At 40.1% G+C, this 21509-nt stretch carries 25 protein-coding genes and 3 pseudogenes; 4 read left to right on the forward strand and 24 right to left on the reverse strand.

The window, feature by feature from the left end:
* Nucleotides 1-16: 16 nt before the first annotated feature.
* Nucleotides 17-520 carry a GNAT family N-acetyltransferase gene (locus AC58QD_RS06415; RefSeq protein WP_497331194.1) on the reverse strand — a complete coding sequence of 168 codons (504 nt, stop codon included), beginning with the start codon at nt 518-520 and terminating at the stop codon, nt 17-19.
* Nucleotides 521-637: 117 nt separating this feature from the next.
* Between AC58QD_RS06415 and AC58QD_RS06420 the strand changes: the two genes are divergently transcribed.
* Nucleotides 638-796 (forward strand): hypothetical protein, encoded by a 159-nt coding sequence (locus AC58QD_RS06420; protein WP_497331196.1) that lies wholly within the window; start codon nt 638-640, stop codon nt 794-796.
* A 45-nt stretch (nt 797-841) separates the two neighbouring features.
* Here AC58QD_RS06420 and AC58QD_RS06425 read toward each other — a convergent pair whose 3' ends face one another.
* The 3 genes from AC58QD_RS06425 to AC58QD_RS06435 form a co-directional block, all read right to left on the reverse strand.
* Nucleotides 842-1087 (reverse strand): PM0498 family protein, encoded by a 246-nt coding sequence (locus AC58QD_RS06425; protein WP_497331198.1) that lies wholly within the window; start codon nt 1085-1087, stop codon nt 842-844.
* 407 nt (nt 1088-1494) lie between these two features.
* Nucleotides 1495-2028 (reverse strand): AAA family ATPase, encoded by a 534-nt coding sequence (locus AC58QD_RS06430; protein WP_497331200.1) that lies wholly within the window; start codon nt 2026-2028, stop codon nt 1495-1497.
* Between the two features lie 136 nt (nt 2029-2164).
* Entirely contained in the window at nt 2165-2665 is a 501-nt protein-coding gene (locus tag AC58QD_RS06435; protein ID WP_497331202.1) for a GNAT family N-acetyltransferase, read from the reverse strand.
* A gap of 1500 nt (nt 2666-4165) precedes the next feature.
* On the opposite strand from AC58QD_RS06435, the gene AC58QD_RS06440 reads away from it, so the two are divergent.
* Entirely contained in the window at nt 4166-4969 is an 804-nt protein-coding gene (locus AC58QD_RS06440) for a hypothetical protein (protein WP_497331204.1), read from the forward strand.
* A 467-nt stretch (nt 4970-5436) separates the two neighbouring features.
* Here the strand turns inward: AC58QD_RS06440 and AC58QD_RS06445 are convergent, their stop codons facing one another.
* The 4 genes from AC58QD_RS06445 to AC58QD_RS06460 all read right to left on the reverse strand — a co-directional run bounded on the left by AC58QD_RS06445 (nt 5437) and on the right by AC58QD_RS06460 (nt 7130).
* Nucleotides 5437-5661 carry a VOC family protein gene (locus AC58QD_RS06445; protein ID WP_497331206.1) on the reverse strand — a complete coding sequence of 75 codons (225 nt, stop codon included), beginning with the start codon at nt 5659-5661 and terminating at the stop codon, nt 5437-5439.
* A 43-nt stretch (nt 5662-5704) separates the two neighbouring features.
* The gene (locus AC58QD_RS06450; protein ID WP_497331208.1) at nt 5705-5890 is read right to left on the reverse strand and encodes a VOC family protein; all 186 of its coding nucleotides are present in this window, start codon (nt 5888-5890) and stop codon (nt 5705-5707) included.
* A 270-nt stretch (nt 5891-6160) separates the two neighbouring features.
* On the reverse strand, nt 6161-6598 hold the full coding sequence (locus AC58QD_RS06455; protein ID WP_497331210.1) for a VOC family protein: 438 nt from the start codon (nt 6596-6598) through the stop codon (nt 6161-6163).
* Between the two features lie 85 nt (nt 6599-6683).
* Nucleotides 6684-7130 carry a serine hydrolase domain-containing protein gene (locus AC58QD_RS06460; protein ID WP_497331212.1) on the reverse strand — a complete coding sequence of 149 codons (447 nt, stop codon included), beginning with the start codon at nt 7128-7130 and terminating at the stop codon, nt 6684-6686.
* A gap of 312 nt (nt 7131-7442) precedes the next feature.
* Between AC58QD_RS06460 and AC58QD_RS06465 the strand changes: the two are divergent.
* Nucleotides 7443-7624, forward strand: a pseudogene (locus AC58QD_RS06465) (hypothetical protein); the annotation flags it as partial.
* A gap of 8 nt (nt 7625-7632) precedes the next feature.
* Here the strand turns inward: AC58QD_RS06465 and AC58QD_RS06470 are convergent.
* The 16 genes and pseudogenes from AC58QD_RS06470 to AC58QD_RS06545 all read right to left on the reverse strand — a co-directional run bounded on the left by AC58QD_RS06470 (nt 7633) and on the right by AC58QD_RS06545 (nt 20311).
* A complete protein-coding gene (locus AC58QD_RS06470; protein WP_497331214.1) occupies nt 7633-8058 on the reverse strand; it encodes a GNAT family N-acetyltransferase in 426 nt (141 codons plus the stop codon).
* A gap of 197 nt (nt 8059-8255) precedes the next feature.
* Complete coding sequence (locus tag AC58QD_RS06475; protein ID WP_497331216.1) at nt 8256-8942, reverse strand: M15 family metallopeptidase; 687 nt, start codon at nt 8940-8942, stop codon at nt 8256-8258.
* 201 nt (nt 8943-9143) lie between these two features.
* Complete coding sequence (locus AC58QD_RS06480) at nt 9144-9872, reverse strand: alpha/beta fold hydrolase (protein WP_497331218.1); 729 nt, start codon at nt 9870-9872, stop codon at nt 9144-9146.
* A gap of 186 nt (nt 9873-10058) precedes the next feature.
* Nucleotides 10059-10256: a hypothetical protein gene (locus tag AC58QD_RS06485; protein ID WP_497331220.1), complete on the reverse strand. Its 198-nt coding sequence runs from the start codon at nt 10254-10256 to the stop codon at nt 10059-10061.
* Nucleotides 10257-10278: 22 nt separating this feature from the next.
* Complete coding sequence (locus AC58QD_RS06490) at nt 10279-10497, reverse strand: hypothetical protein (RefSeq protein ID WP_497331222.1); 219 nt, start codon at nt 10495-10497, stop codon at nt 10279-10281.
* A 454-nt stretch (nt 10498-10951) separates the two neighbouring features.
* A complete protein-coding gene (locus AC58QD_RS06495) occupies nt 10952-11584 on the reverse strand; it encodes a hypothetical protein (RefSeq protein WP_497331224.1) in 633 nt (210 codons plus the stop codon).
* A 202-nt stretch (nt 11585-11786) separates the two neighbouring features.
* Nucleotides 11787-11924 (reverse strand): annotated as a pseudogene (locus tag AC58QD_RS06500) (DinB family protein); the annotation flags it as partial.
* Nucleotides 11925-12165: 241 nt separating this feature from the next.
* A complete protein-coding gene (locus AC58QD_RS06505; RefSeq protein ID WP_497331226.1) occupies nt 12166-12942 on the reverse strand; it encodes a GNAT family N-acetyltransferase in 777 nt (258 codons plus the stop codon).
* Between the two features lie 67 nt (nt 12943-13009).
* On the reverse strand, nt 13010-13291 hold the full coding sequence (locus AC58QD_RS06510) for a GNAT family N-acetyltransferase (RefSeq protein ID WP_497331228.1): 282 nt from the start codon (nt 13289-13291) through the stop codon (nt 13010-13012).
* A gap of 6 nt (nt 13292-13297) precedes the next feature.
* Entirely contained in the window at nt 13298-13462 is a 165-nt protein-coding gene (locus AC58QD_RS06515) for a hypothetical protein (RefSeq protein ID WP_497331230.1), read from the reverse strand.
* Nucleotides 13463-13688: 226 nt separating this feature from the next.
* The gene (locus tag AC58QD_RS06520; RefSeq protein WP_497331232.1) at nt 13689-14339 is read right to left on the reverse strand and encodes a VanW family protein; all 651 of its coding nucleotides are present in this window, start codon (nt 14337-14339) and stop codon (nt 13689-13691) included.
* A gap of 1429 nt (nt 14340-15768) precedes the next feature.
* Nucleotides 15769-16332 (reverse strand): SF0329 family protein, encoded by a 564-nt coding sequence (locus tag AC58QD_RS06525; protein ID WP_497331234.1) that lies wholly within the window; start codon nt 16330-16332, stop codon nt 15769-15771.
* A 353-nt stretch (nt 16333-16685) separates the two neighbouring features.
* Complete coding sequence (locus tag AC58QD_RS06530; protein ID WP_497331236.1) at nt 16686-17129, reverse strand: GNAT family N-acetyltransferase; 444 nt, start codon at nt 17127-17129, stop codon at nt 16686-16688.
* A 779-nt stretch (nt 17130-17908) separates the two neighbouring features.
* On the reverse strand, nt 17909-18745 hold the full coding sequence (locus tag AC58QD_RS06535) for a helix-turn-helix transcriptional regulator (protein WP_497331238.1): 837 nt from the start codon (nt 18743-18745) through the stop codon (nt 17909-17911).
* Between the two features lie 107 nt (nt 18746-18852).
* A complete protein-coding gene (locus AC58QD_RS06540) occupies nt 18853-19746 on the reverse strand; it encodes a phytanoyl-CoA dioxygenase family protein (protein ID WP_497331240.1) in 894 nt (297 codons plus the stop codon).
* A gap of 292 nt (nt 19747-20038) precedes the next feature.
* Nucleotides 20039-20311: a GNAT family N-acetyltransferase gene (locus tag AC58QD_RS06545; RefSeq protein ID WP_497331242.1), complete on the reverse strand. Its 273-nt coding sequence runs from the start codon at nt 20309-20311 to the stop codon at nt 20039-20041.
* Between the two features lie 426 nt (nt 20312-20737).
* Here AC58QD_RS06545 and AC58QD_RS06550 point away from each other — a divergent pair.
* Nucleotides 20738-21475, forward strand: a pseudogene (locus AC58QD_RS06550) (Gfo/Idh/MocA family protein); the annotation flags it as partial.
* Between the last annotated feature and the right edge of the window lie 34 nt (nt 21476-21509).

The raw sequence follows: 21509 nt of genomic DNA on the forward strand, positions 1-21509 counted from the left end.
TAAGCTAATTATAATATTACTCTAACGTGATGCAATAAGTTATATGGTTTGAAAACTCTTGTGCAGGACCTTTATCATCTCTCCTTCTTGTTTCATTGTAGTGATTATTTGTATACTCCTTTATGACTTTTTTCCAGAATATCTGTGCAGGTATATTCCAATCGAATTCACTTACTCTCCAATTCCCTGCATATAAATTGAATGCCATTAATGCTGCTTCTTTACCAATATTCTTTCTTCTAAATTTCCTAAGTATAAAAAAATGATTCAAATAGTAAATATCTTCTTCAACTATAAATTTAATAACAACGAACCCTGCTAGTACTCCATCAACTCGAATAAATAACAGATCATAATTTGGATCTTCATGCCAATCTATATGATTTAGACTTGATAGAAATTGCCCGTTCTCATTAATGTTTGCTTGATTTAATTCAGACAAATCATAAGCACCGAGTTCAAAAAGATTTTTTAAAATTCCCAATTTATCTTCTGTAATATTCTCTAATATTACTTCCATCTGGCGACTCCTTATCGAAAGTTCGTGTTATTACTATATTTTACAACAAGCCTCTGTGAAAATTACTCATTAATTTTCTCTTTAACTGTTACGTGATCCTGCCCGTTATGTGAGCAAATGCAGCCGATCATTTTGGTCGGCTGCTTCGTGTATTTATTCAACTATAGTAACCGTTGGCTTAATGTTCAACTCGGGCAGTCGATGGAAATAGCGGTGCGGGTGTATCCGCTGAATCCACTTTCTGAAATGTCTTTCGGCGGAACGATGGACGCATAGCCCAAAGCGTACATATGGTGTTATTCGGTGTATCCTCTTCTTGAATTAACCAACAATTCTTATCATTATTGCCTCTTCTTTGTAATCTTCTAAATTATTAATATCTAGCCATGCTACTTCATCGTTTCTTAGTCTATGAAATCTAACAACAGTGTCTAGACCGTCAAATGAAAGGATTACTATAAATTTATAGTTCGGAAAATCTTGTCTTAATTTACAAGACCAGATTTCAACTAATTTCTGTGCAAACTTAAGTCCTTCTAATGGATTTAGCCCTGGAACAGGATACAATATACAGGTTTAATAATGTAAGTCTTCTAACTGTGTTTCCCTAGGTATCCCCATCGTTCCAAAAGCCAGCCATTTTCTGATATATCCTTATCGGTGAGTTTGCCCAATTTCATCTTGGCTAGCAGGACGAGTTCTCTGCGACCTGTGTACTCAAAGTCCTTGTATATTTCCTGATTCTTTTTATGGAAAAGGTGAATTCGTTCAGTAAGCTCGAAATATGGCAATGTCCCCTGCTTCCATTCCAAAACGATGGGTACAAAGGCTCCAGGGCTTGTTCCGAAGCCAATTTATGATACTCATCGAGAAGTTCTCGCTCTTGTTGTTTTTTTAGTTTTGAGCCCGACATATTCTCCACCCTAATCTCCCTGTTCTTGTATTTAGCACTCGTTATTCGTTAGCGGAGCAATTTAAACTAGCCTATATTGCTTATTGTAAATGATCTCTTCAACAACTTGATGTATTGCATCAACATTGTTTTGACTCGTATCTAGTAGATGTTTATTGTTTATTCGTTTCTCTTTAAATTCATTGATTAGAATTAGGCGGCGTTGTCCCATCTGGTGTTCGGGTAATCTCAGCTGATCTCTTATCATCAGGGTCTCAGAATCCGTCCATAACACCACATAGACAACATTTTCGGTTAAATCTTTTAGCTTTTCCTTTAACCAATTTGCTTCATCTGGAAAAGTGACGTAATCAATTACAACATCAATTCCATTGAGAACGAAATTTTGAGAAAGACTAAAGATGTTGTTCCAAATAAGGGACAACTCTGATTTGTTTTCCCAGGGTTTCTGACGACCATTGATGTGCATATGGCTAACAACATCACCCGATATATATGCACTGTTTTTTATTGTCCTTGCTAACGCTCTAGATGTCGTTGACTTTCCAACCCCCGCTGGCCCTGACAATATATAGACTGTTTGAATGACAATCACCTCACTTGGAATATCTTTTGGGGTTATTCGAAAGTATACTTTGCGAGCTTTTCTCCCTAAGGAGATAGCCCTTTTTCCCTAAAACCTGATTTTCTGTATAACAATTCTGGCTTGTTCGAGGTAACAATTAATTTATTTAATCTAACTTTTTCTCAAAAAGAACTCTATATGTATGGAAACCAGACTTTTCATGAAGTTTCTGGGATGGAGTATTTTCTATACCCGTTTCAGACCGTATTAGATTAGCGCCCTTTTCGATTGCTTTTTCCTCAATGTATTTTAACATCTGAAGGCCCATCCCCCGACCTTGAAATTCTGGAGTAACGAAAAGATCGTAAATTTCTGCTACGGATAGTTCATAGTCCTTTATGTCGTTAAAAACTACCCATAAGTATCCAACTACTTTATTAGTTTCATCGTCCACCCATATCTCTGCAATTGTTCTTTGATCTAATGTCGTTTCTACAAGATATGAATAGAAATCATCAGGTTGTGAGGTTGAAAACCATTTCTCGCGATAATTATCATAAGATGTTCTTCTTGCCCATGGAGTATCGCTGGCGTAATTAGTTTGGCAATGAAACTCAAGTACAAGATTTTTATCATCTTCGATGTTTATTTGACGTGGGCTTATCAATATAAGACCTCCTGAAGCTCTTTATTAATTCATCTTCCCATAAATTTATTCTACCTCAAAAACGGCGGTTGGACCGTCTCTGAATTTTATATTATAACTAAATTGACTCTGTGCTCTGTAAGGTAATATTACGATTCCATTGCGTTAAACTGCCCGTTAGTTGAGCGAGGCTGGGCTGATAGCCTCTTTCCTGCGACAATCGGTACAAGTTCTTGTCCCAAATCGACAATCGGTACAAGTTCTTGTCACGGGAAAATGACAAGAACTTGTACCGATTAAAATAAAAACCCACATTATTAGCGGGTTTAAACGGTATATGTTCTTGTCACTCGACATCACAACCTTTTTGTTGTCGGATGACAAGAACATTACCCATAAATGACAAGAACTTTATCTCATTCCCGCATTCCCGCGAGCTCAACATTTTTTGAAATCAAAAAAACACCGCCTTTTTTTTATTGGACGATGTGCAGCTGCTTTAGAATTTATATAGTCAACCTGCTTACATATTGATCAACATATGAAAGTTTAAAAATTATTTTAGGTATACTCTTTTCTAGCATTATCCAAACTTGATTCCAATTAGGAACTCGTATTTGCTCTGTTCCCTTTGCTGCAATTTCAAGCCATTAATAGAAATAATTTAGACACAACTCAGATGTAATTCTAGAGCTCAACATTTTTTGAAATCAAAAAAAACACCGCCTTTTTTTTATTGGACGATGTGCAGCTGCTTTAGAATTTATATAGTCAACCTGCTTACATATTGATCATCATATGAAAGTTTAAAAATTATTTTAGGTGGACTCTTTTCTAGCATTATCCTAACTTGATTCCAATTAGGAACTCGTATTTGCTCTGTTCCCTTTGCTACAATTTCAAGCCATTGATAGAAATAATTTAGACACAACTCAGATGTAATTCTATTTATGATCCAATGAAGTATTTCTATATTGTTTACTTCAAAGAGATTCATATGGTTAATTAATTTGTTTTTTAAAATCAATGATAATTTTTTCTATTAGTTGAGTTGCTAGTTCTAACCCTAGATATTTTCTGGAATTTGTTTCATCCCCTCTAATAACTTTATGGAAATGTGCCGTTTGAAGTAGTGAATGTTTCCAAAAAACATATGCATAAGCAAATGGGCAAATTGATGGGAACACCCCTATTTCCTGCTTTCTTAACTCCTGAAGAGTAAGTGTACAGATACGATGCTTTTTTAGAAATTTTTTCTTAATAAATCGATCTATCGTTCTAAAGCAACTTTTATTTTCGATATAGATTTCGTCACTAAACTTCTTACTAAATAAATCCACATTTACAGGTAAACGGATCGCTCAGCCCGCTTATACTCACTCATTCTTACGCTCTTCACCTGTAGGAATGCGCTATATTTCGCTAAATAAAATACGGGTTATTATATTATTCATGGGTAAGGAATATTTTTGAAAAGGGATGAGTTAGTTTATATTTCGAAAATGGAAGGCGGCGATTCTCATGAAGAGATATTTATCGATGCTGGGAAATTACTTACTCTATTTGACGGTCATCATTTTAGTGATCTTCCTCTATAATATCGTCATTGATCCTGCCTTAGGATGGGGACAGTTCGGAAAAGGAAAGAACATTCCAATCCAGGTATTCATGGTACTTGTAATTACAATCGCTCTTTCCGCAATTGTTTACGCCATTAAATATCGGCTTTTGAAACAGACACCGGGAGGCTTCTGGAGACTTTGTAGCTTCTCGCCGATCAGTCCGAGCTTTTCGGTTCATATGATATCTATCGGGCTGGCGTTCACTTTATTAAACGCTGCCTCCATGAAACTACTTCTTTATTACAACATTACAACGTTCAATGATTTTATGGAGGAATATTATGCCTCTGTTCCTTTCGCTTACATTATAGTCTCCTCCGTGCTCACCACTGCACTTGAGCTGATCCTGTTCATTGGTATCATGTTTAACGAAGCCCGGAAACATGTTCCCGTATTCTGGCCAATTCTGGTAATCGCCCTGATTATTGCGGCGTTGCAGCCGGGAGGAATTGCGATGCAGCTTCTGGGAGTAGCGTTAGGTTTCATTTATGGATCTATCTATGTACGCCTTTCATCCATATGGTCCGTTATGCTGATTGGGATTGTGTTTAACATCAGTCTGTTCGGCATGAAAAGATTCGGTTGGCTCGATTCCATGGAGAACATGTCGGACTTCACTCTTATAGTGCTTGCGGCAGTCATGGGACTGTATCTCATCTTTAGCACCCTTTGGTACTGGAGAAAACCAAAAGCCAGGTACTAAAGGTAAATGTACACCGTATTACTCATTACTCACTGTGGTTCTTTTTACTATTTTAGTTACAAAAAGAGAAGGCTAATATAATCTACTCTCCACTATCGTTATAATAATTATCACGAATTTAATAACTTAAGAAAATGTCCGATTGTTGATAAAATCTGCCCTTTAGCTTAGTTAAAAAAGAGATCCACAGCAACGGGCTGTGGATCTAAGTTATATATTAAAAAGGGGGTCGTAATTTATTATAGACTTGGTTCATTAAATCTGGATGAAAATGAGATTTCAATTCTGTTACATTTCTAAAGTATCGTACCCGTCGTATAGCGCTTACATATATATTTGTTGTTTTCCTCTTTTTACCTCAAAAGGAAAACACGAACGAGGGAATTTTTTACACTAAACTCCCGTTACTTCAATAGTCTGCCGGTCACCAGTAGACTTCTGAATCCCCTATTGTGCTTATTCAGGTTTTACGGCTGCCATACTTCCCACATATTCCCGTCAGGATCATAAAACTGAAGGTTTGGTCCACATGTCATCCGAATGTCGCCTTCGATGTTCACTCCGTTTTCCTTAAAACGGTTGAAAAGATCTTGGATGCGTGGAGTTATGAAACACCCAACTGCTTTGCGTTTACCATTATTGCCTGTAAATCCTAACCGGCCACCTTCCGGCCGTGATTCGAGAAGGAACATGGCAGGAACCGGCCCTGTTGGACCGTGAGGCTTGCCATTACGATCAGGATCTCATGATCGCACCAGTCATACTAGGTTCCATCTTATCGCCTTCTCTGAGTTTGCAACCTAAATTTGCTTCATACCACTGAACGGCCTTGTAGACATCACTGACAGGGACATATATGCAAGTCATGCCTATAATGTCCTCCATGTTTTCCTTTGATTTTGTTTCTTCATGAATCTGCATTTTCCATTTCTCCCTTCTCATTTCAATTTAGTTCAAAAGAAGTAGTCACCTAATTTTTGTGACTTACAGTTATTTTGATTCCACATAATGTCGCAAACCTGACTAACTAAAGAAATAAATTTATTAGTACTTTGTTTCTACGATCACATTATCCTGCCCGTTAGCCATCCATGCATCGGAGGTGTTACACCACAGATCATGAAAGTAACTCAGTTCTTTCATAGTAGCTGAACAGTCTGCCGTTACCGGCAGACTGTTTTCATTAATTGCTTATTTGTTTCGGTTAAGAAACTCCTCTGTCACTCCAGCTCCCTTACCTTTATAGCCATTCCAAACCTCAAGGATGTGGCCATCGGGATCAAAAACTTTAAAAACATAGCCGCAGTCGCCCTGGTCATTGATTTCAGTTATTGAAACTCCGTTCATTTGCAGTCCTTTATGATACGGAACAATCTCTTTAGTATAGATGCAGAAGATCGGGTGTTTGTTGACAACCAAATTGTCATCTTGCCAAAAATCCAGCGTTGCTCCCCAAGGTAGGTGAACACTGGCATATCCCTCATTCTGTTGCTTAACCACACAGCCAAGATATTGTGAATACCATTCCACCGATCTTTTAATGTTTGATACTCGAATATAAATCGAGACAACACCAACTACTTCTTCAAGGTTTTGCTTTTGATCTGCATGGATTAATTGTTGATCCATTCATCGATCACCTCTCGTGTAAAATTATTCCATAATTGTATCATGCACATAGTTTTCTGTATACTAGTTTCCTTATGCACATCTTCTAATCTGCCCGTTCATACAGAAGGCCACCGATCGATGCCGGTGGCCTTCTGTTAATTATGCTATAGTGTCCCGTTAGCGCAATGTAGTACGACGGGTGCCCTATGAGAAATAACTGCTTAATGGTAATTGGATTTTTCAAGTATTTTTCATCATGAATATGAAAGTAAGGCAAGTAATTTGAGACTGGATCGTCTAATGGAATGGTCTTATTTTCAACTAACTGCATTATGGCAGTTGCAGTAAAACTTTTGGTTATGCTCATAATTGAAAATACAGTATCACTTGTTATCGGTACAGGGGAATAGCAGATTTCGGATATACCAGATGCTTTACTGTAAGCTATCTCTTTGTTAATTACTAAACTTGTTACTACACCTGGTGCATTATATTTTTCCATAGCTTCAAATATAGACTTTTCAAAATTATGAATATATGTAACCTGCATATCTTCACCTCACCACTTACTTTACCATAAAAAGGGATCAACTAACTGCAACAACAGTAAGTGATCCTTTTCAAGTAACGTTCTCCGTTAGTTGGATTGCATTTTGAGTCTTAATGTTTTTTTTCAAATAATAATGTATATGCCTACTAGCATTTTGTAAAGTTCCGAACACTTTAAAACCTTGTTTTATGTAGAAGTCTAATGCTTGAAAGCTGAATGTATCCAGATTCATGAATTCACATTTTTTTCCTTAGCTATTTTTTCAGCATCCGAAAGAAGTTTCTTGCCATTATAAAACGCTAGATTGGCTGATTCAATGGCGTTGCAATCAAGTACCTAAATCATTATCCGGCTTGGTTTCGTTACTTACAGTAAGGAGTACGGGAACACAACATCAAATAAGAAAAATTTGTTGGTTACTTCTTGCCTGTTTACAGTTAAAGAGACAAATACAAATCTCCGTCGGACAACATTCTCTTACTAATGGTTTGTAAATACGATGTTACAGATTTCTCTGGAAGTGATGGCAGGTTATATCCATCTTCCGATTAAGATAAAATCTGTGGGCGTCATATCGATGAACACCAGAATCCAAATGGAATTGCTGGCATCCAGCCTTTTCAGCCTCTTTATCCAACCAATCAAACAGAAGTTTGGCATATCCATTGGACCGGCTGTTTTGATCAGTAATAAGGTCATCCACATAAAAATACTTATCCCAGGCTAAGGATTCAGTTATTCTAAAGCCTGATGCGGATTTCACTTGCCCGCTTTCAATAACAGCGACTAAAGTGTAGTCATATTTTTTTTGGAGATTTTTAATCTTTTCTACATATTCTTCTTCCAAAAGGTGTGGACGTAATTGTTTTAGTAATGAAAAAGTCTCAATAATTTCAGAATCTGTCCTCATTATTTTCACTTCAGCCATTTTATTTGCCCCCAATAGTCTAATAAAATAACAATTCTACAACTATTATTCTACTCCTCTTGTTAGATCAACAATAAAAGCTAACAGAGCCAAAAACAGCCATGATGCAGCTAGCTCCTCAAGTATCGTTCTCTTTAGCGTAACGAAGCCGCCAATCATCCCTACGGCGGCTTCATTATCGAAGACGGTGTTCTAGGTTATTCTTTGAGCAGATCTGACAATTCTTGTTCTGAAACTGGGTTATATATGGCTTGATTCGACCTAGTCACTACAGCCCAGTATTTATCGCCGTATGACCAATGCCACCATTCCGTAAAATAATTTACAAAACCCACAGACTGAAGTGATTGTACAAGGATTTGACGATTTTCAATTGCTTTGTCGCTGATATTTGTTGCATCAGTAAAAGTTGCATTATCACAATCTTGTGGTATTGCATCAAATGGTGTTCCAAGATCCAATTCAACATCGTTCGAGTCAATTAGTGTTAAATCAATTGCACCACCTGTAGGATGAGGAGCGACATCAGGAGGTGCTACGTATTTTGATGCCTCCGCAACTAAATAATTTAATTCCTGGTTGAGTGAATTTTCCCTGACCCTTTGTAATGAATGCTCAAAGAATCTTTGTTGAACATGTATAGATCTGAATCCTTCTTTGATTAAAAACCGGATATCCTTTGGAAGCATTTTTTTTGCTAAGACAAGCTTTTTAGCTACTGAGTGGCGAACAAAGGAAAAATAAGGACTCCTTTTTGAAAGAGATGGATCCACAACAATATCTGAATCGAAATCAATAAGATCCACGAACGGTTCTTGAGAGTTCGATACATTGATTCCAGAAACTAATGGATCACTCATCAAGATTTTCTTTAATTCTTTCAATAAATATCACTCCTTATTATTGTTTAGCTAAATCTATAACTGTGTTTCAGCGAAAATCACCAATCCGTCATTATTTCCGACCTTCGGTCATCCATATTTTAACATAACCAATTGAAGATTACTGCCCTTTAGCTCAATGAAAAAGGCAGCCGATCGTGGCCGGCTGCCTTCATGGGTGATTGAGCTAAAGTGCCCGTTAGCTTAGAAATTCTTGCTATCTAATAATCTCAAAAAATCAGTAATTGTAGCCATAAATTGGTCGTAACTAGGAATCCACAGTTCATGGCCAGACTCTGGAAAAATCACAACCTTTACATTTACCAGATGATTTTCGTAATTCTCAGCGTCAGCCCTCTTCAATAGTGCTTGATCGGTTCCTCCACGTAACACTAGAACTGGACATTGGATCTGTTGTAATTCATTCCACAAGCTAAGCTCATTTGACTCTTCTTGAATTTTTGTTACAACGAAATCTCTTTCTTTTCTTATTAAACGTTTTGATATTACGCTATCAGACCATGTTTTAGTTAATTTGGGATATCTCGCTGGGTAATCACAAAGGATAAGTCCTTTTATTGTTTCGGGGTTATCGATGGCATATTTTATCGCATAAGGAACCCCCATTGAATAAGCCATTAAGCAGAAATTTTTAATAACACTTTGTTTTACTACCACATCAATATCTGATACATGATCCTCGAAGGAATAACCGCTTAGAGGGGCATCACTTTTGCCACGACCTCTTAGACTGAGTGCAATACATCGTCTATCTGACAAAACAACCATTTCATTACTGAATTGCTCGGCGAATCCAAATGCACCTGGGACATAAAAAAGAGGTGTGGTTTCTTTGTTTTTTTCATTGAGACTATCTAAGTAATGTATGTTTGTATTTTCATTGCTGGCTAAAAAGTCTTTAATAACCATCATCATCATCATCCCTTATCTAGTCGTGTTATCCCTTTTATATTCGCGATTTTATACAAATAACCTGTGCCCTTTACTTAAGCGAACAAAAAAGGACCTGCTCGGCAGCAGCTCCTCCACTATCGTACCCGTTACTTCAATGAGACCCCTTTCTGCAAAGATTTTTATAGTGGGCTCATAGTTTATGTGTCAACCAGTTTCATCTCCTCCATTTGAATGCTGAAAAGTAAACGTGCATCTTAACTTGCCGTTTACAGGAGAACATCTGACAAATACAAGATCTTCACCTAAAATTTTCGATATGGCTTCAATTTTTCTTTCAATGCTTTGTCTTTTACGGGCTATCACTTGCTGGCATGTGAGTGCTTTTCCCTTTATTTTTTTCAAAAGTATCCCTACCCCTTCCTTTTTAACCTGGCTGTGGTCCGAAGCTAAAAAAGCATTGGAATTTCCCGTTTAACTTAAAGCATGCGATCCCAACATTTTGGGTACCAATAATTTTCGCTAAAGTCTGTATTTCCCGTTCGACTGTTTTTGTTTTCTTATTACGGGCAACCTTGAGACGCTTGGTTTTTGCTGCCTTTTTCAAAGTCGTCACGTCCTTCTTGTTTTCATCAAATCCGATCATTAAATACGAATTCTCCACACTTTGTGCGAGAACAGCTGATATCAACGAACTTTGCGCCAACTATTGTTAATAATCGCTGGAGTAAACGAATGACTTCCCGCTTTAGTCTGGCCACCTGCTCTTTTGGTCCGGGGCGACTTTGTCCCTGAAAGGAAACCCTACACCCCCGAGGGTTACAGCTCCCGCCCGCGATTTTTGCACCTACAAGCGTTCTTAATAACATTAATCGTCTAGTTATTTGCTGCTCTATTCCAGCGATAAGTTTCTGACAGCGGAGTACGTTACCCTTTGAACATGCGCACGCTATTCCCATATGCGTTGGACGAGTGAATGGTTTTCGACGTAACTGACCCTGTAAACATGAACATGACATACCTTGTTGCTCCTTCCAACTAAAAAATCGTTTCGTTATCCTCCCGGTTGTAAAACCGTTATCGGGCGCGGACCACATCTTTTATTTACCGGGATCAATGCGAAGGACCGAGTTGATTTGGTTGAACGTTACCGGGGTGTCCTCTTTTAACAAGCCAAACATTTTCGCCGTGTTTGGAGTTACTTGGATGAAGGGTTCAACAAAAATGTCTATGCCTGCTTGAAGCCGAACCCTTTTCATTACAAGTCCGCGATTCAATTGCAGCTGATTTTTGAGTATGCCGAGCTCTATTACGCCGATCGCCGAAACGTGTATTTCGTTGTCCGTTATTTGAGTGACGGTCCTGTCGCCATTCGTATTTATTTCAACCACTGTTCTTCCAATCCTAGTGGCAATCGAAGTACGCGACACCGGTTTTCTAAAAAAAGAAATGATTAGATCGACCGAGTCAAACCGCACATTGTAGCGCCTCTTATTGATCAAGCCTAACGTTCGCGCAGTGTCTACACCCACATCAATTCGATTATCAATGCATTCAGAAGAATCACTGTTTGTTAGGGAAACCCTTACTTGTGCCTTCCCTCTTCGGAGGACAACATTACCATCTGGTACCGTAAATGTAGGCAAAGGCGAGCCTCCGCAGTTCGCAACTAAGAATGCTTGATTTGCAAAATTAGGAACAACATTCACATCAAATACAGCACGCGAGATCATCTGTATGCTTCACTCCTTTCATGCTTGCCATAATGGAACGGGTATTCCTATGCGATTTCGCACCTTGTACCCATTCATTATGGTATGTGTCCATGTGTTACTACGCTTAGATGATTGCCCTATCTCCGGACAAAAAAAGCCATTCCACTAAAGGATGGCTTGTGTATGTTTCATATCTCGGGATATAAACGGAAGATCCCTCTTATGATTTTAGGTCTTTGATTTGTTCAATATGTCGTTGTTCATGTAAATAGAGTAATTCAACCCACTGGTCCAATGACAACTCTTCACACACAGGATGCTTTACAGATAATTGCTCTAGAAGAGATTTCGTGGAAATACAAAGGATTGATTCTCCTCAAGGGGCCAATCAAGAAATATTTCCAATGAGGGGCGTGGTCACTTTAGAATGCGAAGAGGACCACGAGGAATAAATTTCGAGATGAAGTTTCTTTTCGATCATCAAATAAATAAGTTCTAAAAAGTACAACCCCCAAATCGAGTGATTTTGATTAGGGGGTTGTTTGTGTCTTGGTCCGCATCATTGAACTAATGTACCCGTTAGCGCAACAAAGTTCCGCTCACTTCGGCGGTTGTTCCAACACGAACGGCCGCGTCCGCGTCACGAACTGGAAGCCTTGCTTGCGCAGGATCGGCGCGGAAGTCGGCAGCGCGTCGACGAAAGCATGCGTCCGACCACGGTCACGGGCTTCCTGCAGCCTCGAGGCGACCAGTGCGGTAAAATGGCCTTGTCGCCGGTGTGTGGTCTTGGTGCGGCCCCCGGTCAGTTCGGCGTATGACCCGCCGGTTCGGAAGTAGACTCGCCCACAGGCGACGGGCTCGCCGTCCACGTAGGCGATGTGGATGCTCATCTCGTTCAGACTCTCCTTCAACTTCAGAGCCAGCGCGCGCCGCTCTTCCTCCACGTTTCGCCTGCCAATCTCGCGGGACACCTCGGCGTAGTCGGCCAGGTCGCGCTCGTCCCGGACGAACCTGATATCGTACCTATCGACGTCACCGAAGGTGGCCAGCGATGCCTCGTCCAGCGGCAGAACCAGCACCTCCTCCTCATCGTCGGCCTCGAACCCGGCGGCGACGAGCCGCTCGGGCAGGTCTACGGGCGTGTCGTGGCCGTAGTACTTCCACTCCAGACTATAGCCACCGGCTACAGCGGCGTCCCGCTCCCGGCGGATCAGTTCATCGATCTCCTCCGCTGGACAACTGGCGAACACGATCCTGCACTCCGATCCCTCCTCGGTACGCTCCACGACTACGTCTCCGCTGGGAGACGGCGTGCCCATCGCCCGGCGCTCCGCATCCAGGACCGCCAGGATGTCGGATCTCACAAATTGGCTCACGTCACAGCGCTCCTTTGCCGATCTTTGTTATTAAACTGGATCTCAACTTTTTACAACTGTATATATATTACCATATATTGAAATTAACCTGCCCGTTAGCATAATGGTGCAGGGGGTCATTTAATAACTTGGTGCCAGTGTCTTCAATATCAATAAAGTTATTGAATCCGATTTTCCTATAAAAAGTTTTTGAAGCAGGGGCAGATATTAGGAACATCAATGTATCCTTTTCTAAATAGGTCTTTAGATGTTCAACAAGCCCTTTGCCAATCCCCGTTCCCTGGTATTCAGGATCTACAGCAATATCGTTAATATAACAATCAAAACAAAAGTCTGTGAAGGCTCTCAAGAAACTCTAATTTTTCGCATCTCCAGAAAAGAACCCAATTAGTGAAGTTATCAAACCAATAAACAATATAAAAGATTCTGCTCCACCTAAACTAGCACTGGAGTCGAGCGCCAAAACTGCTGCAAATAACATGATGCTTATTCCTAATAACATTATTTTCAGGGACTTCATCCAAAACCTCCATTTTACATTAATGAACTTCCCTACCCATTTACTCAATAAGTGGATATTCGAGACGCGAATTCAACTATCCTGTTCGTTAGTTGAGCGAGGCCGCCGATCGATTTTTTATGACAGCCTCGTGCTTTTAATCTTTGGAGCTCGAGTACCTGTTAGAAACATGCCTTCAAATTTTATTCTAGAAAAACGGAATGGTCTCGAGTGTAAGCAAATCAGATTAATAGGCTGCTCGTTCCCTAGGTATGTTGTCCTGGAGCTCATACCTGACCTCGGAATAGTTAGTTATCAATAGCTCCTGTTTGATTTCATTCCCGGTCTTTTTGTCGATGACGCTTCTCCAAATCTCATTTTGCCGATAGTTTTTCCCTTCCGCTCTCAGAAAGTCATGATTCTTTTCAAATACATGATAAGAATAGGGCCATTCCTCTTCGATATGTACGGATCCTTTGAGATGCTCGTCCGTCAGCCAAACCTTGAACTGGATCGCTTTATCGGTCAGGTTGTGAAACCGGAGATCGATATAATTGTAAAAAACGCTCGCCCCACTGCCAAACGGCAATGCGCGCTGATCGTCCGGGAAAGGATCGAAGCTATGGTGGTGTCTTTCCCGAATTGTAAGCGGGGTATGAAGAGCGAGCCAAAACAAGAGATTGGCCAGCTGGCATATGCCGCCTCCGACACCGGTTTTGACTTCGCCGTGCGACAGGAGAAGGCCTTCGATGTACCCTTTATCCGCAGTCGTTCTTCCGACCAACTTCCAAAAAGAGAAGGTCTCACCCGGCCGGATGATGATCCCGTCAATATGCCGAATGCTCAGCCGTAAATTCGTAATTTTATTCTCCTGAAGTATGGGATCGCTGGATCCCAATTTTCTTCGCAGTAGGGATTGATGCTTTTTGCAGGTATATGGTAGCGTTTCTTCCGTCCTTAATTTTGCAAACCTTATGAAGGACAATGTATTTTGAAGATGCCGCTTTAAAACGAGCTGGGCAACACGCAATTTGTACAAAAAAGGGAAATTTTTAAGGATTTTTTGTCTCAAAATGTGCTCACCATTCCTTGGCCAAACCGGCCAGCATGTTTAAATTTTGCAAGTTCCTCATTGTAGCACTTTGTATTGCGGTAACTTCACAACATCATGATTGCAAAATTCCTATATATGTATATTCATTATATAATTTTGAAATTCCTTTTTATGTAATAGGTGCTGCGAGAACTGCCCGCTAACGGAACGAGGCCGCCGATTGATCAGTCGGCAGCCTTTGTAATCGTGTCCCGTTATAATATATTATATTATTCGTATGCCTTTCCAGCCAATATTGACCGTTAGATAAGCGAGGCTGCCGACATATCCGTGGCAGTCTCTGGTTCAATGCGATAAATTGAACTGTTCCGTCTTTCCGTTCCAAATTACTTTTACTTTTACAATGCTATCTTTTGTGGGAATATCTCCATTATCTCCCGACTTCATTGTAAAGACTTTTTTTTCGCCTATGGCTTGTGAATCGGCTGATACACGTCCAGCAACAGAATCAAGCTCATAATGTATGCTTGATTCCAATTTCTCATTACCTATGTATCTTAGCACGATTTCTCTTTCGTTGTGATCACTTGTACACGATTCACTATATATTCAGCATCCCAGGTGTCAGTATTCCCCTTAAAACGAATTGGATTGTTATCTCTATTAAAACCAGCTGCGGTAAGTGTAAACATCAACAGGCATGCGATAAACACAAATTTAGGACGTTTCATAAAATCACTCCCTTCACTACATATACGCATTTCCTCTCCTTAAGTTCCTAATATTGGATTCATATGAGCAAAACTATCGTTTATTCAATAACAATAAGGAGCTACCCTTTTACAAAGCAAGCTCCTCAAGTATCGTGTCCCGTTAGGTGAACAAAGGCACAAGTTATTAGCTGGATTACTTTAATAAACCAAAGAGGAGCTTGCCATCCATACCCCTAGGGATGGAGTGAACCAAATTTTTGTAAGATACTAGATATTTCAAAAGCTATATATACTTCGTAGAAAATGAGACAATGTTCTTGTCGTACATCGGTAATCGGACAATGTTCTTGTCGCCTGCCTGCGACACGAACCTTATCCCATAATCACAAAAAGCCGCAAGGTATCTGTGTTTAAAGGGACAATGTCGTCCGACAGATGACAAGAACTTTATCTCATTCCCGCGGGCGCAACATTTCATCAAAAAAACACATTGCCTTTCGCAAATAAACGAATGTTCGCATGAAAAACCTCCCGTTTGGAGGTGAATGAGTTATTTATTTTCATAATGTACTAAGTCGTAGTTCAAAAAAATACTGTACAATTGGATGCTTTAACTTCATCTTCTCGGTCATGTTTAGAATTCGTTTTTTTCCAACTCGTCTGTCAACCAAAGCTAGAATATTCAATAAGATCTCATTGCTCTCTATGCTTTCCTCTATAGAAATGGATAAAAACTTGTTAGCTATAACGATAAAATTTGATTTACTTAATGATGATTGTGCTGACAAAAGCTCCTTTGCATATTCCGATATTTTTCTACTTCTTGTTATTACTTTTAAACGATCCTCCGGAATACTCCCTTTGGTATCTTTTCTGACCGCTTCAATTTCATCATTGTTGATAGGAATCTGGATATCTGAATCATTCTTAATTTCCAACTCCGTCTGATACCATCTGATTAAGGTATCACTCATATTAAGTACGTTCTTTTTATCTACCGCAATATAACAAAGTCCTGCTTTATCTGGTAAATAGCGGTAGCTGGTTGAAAGGTATTCGACCCTTCCATATAGCGCAGGACTGAGAAAACTCTCCAAATGTTGTTTCAATTTGCTCCAGGCCATTTCATCCTCCTATGTTTTATATTATAAAACACCCGTTGAGGCACTCGTTCTATTATCCATAATACAATAACCACCACATTGATCAAAATACAACCTTAAACCCAATCCTCCCTCCTCTATGTTTGAGAATGTATTCGAACTCGTTTCCTCGACTACGAAGTAGTTCCCATATTCAAACTGAACTCGGACCCAACCCTTTCATATACCAATCATCATCAAAGACTCCACTCGGGATCGGTTAACATTGAATTTCGATATTCTGGCATTCTGTTCCCTTATTTTGAACTATCGTTTTTTCGTTAGCTTAGTGCTAGACGGTTTCTCTTATTACATATTCACTTAATTAAAGCTTATTAGGCAAGGTTAATAGATTTATCAAAGCAGTATGAATCTTTATCATAGCCATTATGCTCATAAAAAGCATGGGCGTCGGTTCGCTTAAATCCGCTACATAAAATAATACTTGATATTCCGATTTCTTTAGCATAATTCTCAGTGTGTCTTAATAGTTTTGTACCTATCCCACCATGCTGAAATTCCTTTTTAACAGCAAGAGCTTGAATATGTAGATAACCAATCGGAACCCCTACGGATAATGCCTGAACTATAGTTACAAAACCAACCAAATCATTTTCAAGTAATGCAACAAATGTTTTGTAATTCCCGTCCTTATTCATTTGTTCCATAGTAGCTCGAAAGTTTTCAGCATTAACATTACGAATTCCAAGTACATCATTCCATAAAAAAACAACTTCAATATAATCATTTGCTACAACTTCTCGTATCTTAATTTCCATACCCACCCCCATTAATAAACTTAATTCCTCCTACCCAAATATACCTATAAATTCCATGTGGGCATTGAATTATCCTCCCTTTAGCTTAATCGATAATGTCTCCACTTCCTACATTCCGTCGGGAATGAGATAATGTTCTTGTCATTTGAATTTGACAAGAACTTTATCCCATAAAACAAAAAAGCCGCGGTTTACGCGGCAATTAATGGGACAATGTTCTTATCACCCGACAATTGACAAGAGTTTCAAATATTGTAGATTGACACAAAACTCCCTACTATTTTGACACAAAGTTCCCTACTTTGCTCTGAAAAATGAACGACACTAAGCTACATAATAAATTTTTGTGTCAATCTCTACTGAGTAGGCACTTTTGTGTCAAAGTAGCGTTTAAGTCACTTCCAACGGGTTAGAAATAATTATGTTTCTAAGTTTCTCAGTATTAATCTTAGTGTATCATTGTCGGGGAGAAAGATGCCAATACGGCGTTGCGGGATGCGGAAGAAAGGGCGAATGTAGCCATAAGCCGAGTGAAATAATCAATAACAGGTTGTGGTCATTTGCACATGGGTGGTTTTCGACGGGTTTGTGTGATGACGAGACCCGTCTTTTTGTGGAACGATACCTATTTTTGTATTGTGACCATTGTGACCGTTGTATGCGGGGGCACTTAGAGATGAGCACAGTTATTACCCTTTACGAGCATTGAGTTGCTGCATCAACTTCTTCAGAATTTGCAAGACGCTGATGCAGTAAAACCTCGTGATATATAATTTCTTTCACTGCAGTCTCTGACCATTAGGAATGGTCTTCATTATGGTGTTGTGATATTTAGTGGGCGAAACTCCCATATACTGTTTAAATAGTTTACTGAAGGAATAAATATCCGAATATCCCAAAAACTCAGATATTTCGGTGATACTAAGCGATGACTCTGTTAGAAGATGCTGCGCTTTGCGAAGCTTGGAACGGATCAAATACCCCTTTAGGGATGAGCCTGTAAATTGTTTAAACAAAGAGTTCAAATAACGCGGTGATAATCCGGCATAACGGTAAATATCATCGTAATCGATGGTAGGACTCTCACCCTGAATAAAATCGATAATATCACGTATCTTTCTGGTTTGTTTGGCCGTTAGAGTATGATGTTTATTTTGCCGTTCGACTTCAAGGTTATAAAGGTAAAGAAATATCAGCTTCATGAGATAATCAAATTCTTCTGCCCTCCACTGCCTGTTTCCTCCATCCACTTCAATCAGGCGATGCAACATGCCTTCGAACGTGAAAATATCGTTAATATATGAGCACTCAGACGGTATTACAACGGGATCCACAGATGCAGCGCTAATTGAGAAATGAACATAAATAACCATTAAGCAATGATCCAGATCTTGAGTTGCCACAGGTTGAGTCCCTGGTCGGACAAGCATGCAGGTTCCCGGCTTCAATGCATAGGTTGTTTCTGAAAGCACGATTTGTCCGAAGCCTTCAGAAACGTACCATAAATCATAATCGAATAATGGTGTGGATGGCTTCCACATCCAACCCGGCACACATCTCACTTTATTGCTTCGCTGGCTGCTAATAAAGTAACTTTTATATAAGGAATGGATCATGACAACAGTGCTCCTTATCATCCTTGATATCATTCCAGTGTAACACACGATAGGGAGTGCTGGTAATCGAAAGCTATTATGTCTCTATATTTATTAACATCTGATCCTTAACACTCTGCATCCATCATTTCTCCTGTAAACATCAGTTTGAATTGCTCCTTCGACATTAATTCGGAGGATGCGGGCGCATAGCGAAATTGCAATGCTCTTCTTTTCAGGGCAGAGAAGTTGGCTGGTGTACCATGCTGAAGCAACCCGGAAAAGAACAGCGCACCGCCTGGCTCTAAACATATGGCCACATCTTTCTCGACATGGACATGTGAATCGCACATTTGCCAGTCCCGAATCATGAAGTGTGGAACCCCACCCGCAAGATGTGAGCGGGGAATGACATGCATACAACCGTTTTCCACATTTGCTTGATCAAGAGCAATCCACACAGTCACGATCTGCTTTTTGAAAAATAATCCGCCATAAGCCATATCCTGATGCCACGGCTTTTCACCTCCGCCATGAGGCGGTTTAAGTAAACCTTGTTCTCCAACAAGTACTGCTTTATCCCCCAGAATGCGTTCCACCATATTGAGAATAGCCGGGTGATTAGCAATAGCGCCAAGCATAGGAGCGAATTTAGTAATATTAAAAATCTTTCTAACGGCCAGTTCACGCTCCTCGGCAGTCCACTGCTCATTTTCAAGTTTGAAATACTGAATTTTCGGGCCAATTAATTTTCTTTGTATGATATCGCTGATTTCACTTAAAGCGCCATCAACTTCAACTTGTGATAGCATATGATCGATTATCAAATAACCTTGATCCTTATAAAATTGATTTTGCTCTTCTGTAAGATCCTCCTTTTTGACGAATCGCTCAGTCGCCAGTTGATCGTAACGGTAATATCGTTGGGCAATTTTCTCAGCTATTTCCTGAGGAACATTTTTCGATGTTTGATAGAATTCATTGTCATTGTAATGTAAATCCTTGACTGTGTTCTTTGTCATAACCATCACCTCATGTTTTATGTTTTGCTTAATTTCCTTGTTTTCTCACGATCATTTTATACTCATTCGTTGAAATAGAAAATGGTCTGAGTGTGGTGGCATTTGTGTTAAGTGTAGGAAAGCATGTCGCGTATTGCCCAGCGATCGAAACAGCAGTGTCCTACACTGATGGAGGCTCACTTCTTTTGGTTGATAGCCTAGCTTAACAAGGCTACCGATCCTTTATGTTGGCAGCCCCGTCCTGTTTTCTTATTCAACTATCGTTTCCGTTACTTCAATGGCACTACTCAAATCACCAATGTTTTTCCATGGCTTCTTCACATCGAAAAAAGCCATCTCTTGAATAAAACTGCACACTTTCGCTACTTGGCCAGAGAATAAGAAACTCTACGCTATTCTCTTTTGACCACTGTTCCATAGCGATATGAATCTTGGTACCGATACGTTGACTTTTAAACTCTTCAAAGCTCACTATACCATTGCTGTGCTCATCTTCTGAGAATTCCCGACGCATTTGAACAAGTTCATCAACATCATCTAAAGTAGCCAAACGCACAATTGCCATAAATGTCACCCCTTTGATTTGTATATGTCTTCCATATGTAACTGAATTATTCTTGTTTATTCATATAAGGTTTTTGCGTTAAACCGCCTGTTAGCTTAACGCTTAATCTCTGTCGGGAATGAGATAAAGTTCTTGTCATTTGAATTTGACAAGAACTTTATCCCATAGAACAAAAAAGCCGCGGTTTATGCGGCAATTAATGGGACAATGTTCTTGTCACCCGACACTTAAAAGACAGCAATCCTTTGGACCGCTGTCTTTTAGAAACGTTTGTGTCATTGGGAAAGGCCTTGTGATATTCATAAGGCTAACCAAGTCTAAAACTTATAGATTTTATATACGATTGTACGTATTTCATTTCTTCATCTAATTCTTTTTTTCTGGCAACATCTTTGCATTCAATCTTTAGCAACGCTAAATTCATAAAAGCCGATGGCGACAACCGCCGCAGAAGGTTTAGCCATGATCGAGGCTGCCCGCCGCAACGGCGTTTATCTGATGGTCGGCCACAACCAGCGGCTGATGCCACCTCATGTGAAAGCGAAAGAAATTTTGGTGTCCGGACGACTCGGCAAAGTGCTGACATTCCGCACCTCATTCGGCCATCCCGGCCCGGAAGGCTGGAGCTTGGACGGCCGAAACAGCTGGTTTTTCCGCAAGGCCGAAGCCGTAATGGGCGCTATGGGTGACCTGGGCGTCCATAAGTCCGACCTGATCCGCTGGCTGCTGGACGACGAAGTAAGTGAAGTAGCCGCTTTTGTCGAAACGCTGCATAAAGCAGGCACGGATGTTGACGACAACTCCATCTGCCTGTTGCGGATGAAGAGCGGAACCATTGGCACGCTTGCCGCCAGCTGGACGTATTACAAAGGTCAGGACAACAGCACGGTGCTTTGGTGCGAGAACGGAGTGATGAAGATCGGAACTCACCCGGAAGACCAAGTGATCGTGGAACTGCGAGGCGGGACGATCGAACGGTACAAGGTAGGCGCGATCGCAACGAACGAGAAACAAACGTACAGCGGCGTCATTGATGCCTTCGTCAACAGCATCCTTACAAAGACGCCGCCGGAAATTTCGGGCGAGGAAGGGCTGCGGTCTCTTCAGGTCATTTTGGCCGCGTTCGAATCGAAAGCAACCGGCAATTTCATCAAGGTGGAATAAACAACACAAAAACGTACACTTTGCAAGCTGTAGC

Source organism: Paenibacillus sp. J2R1T-4, from assembly GCF_059692235.1.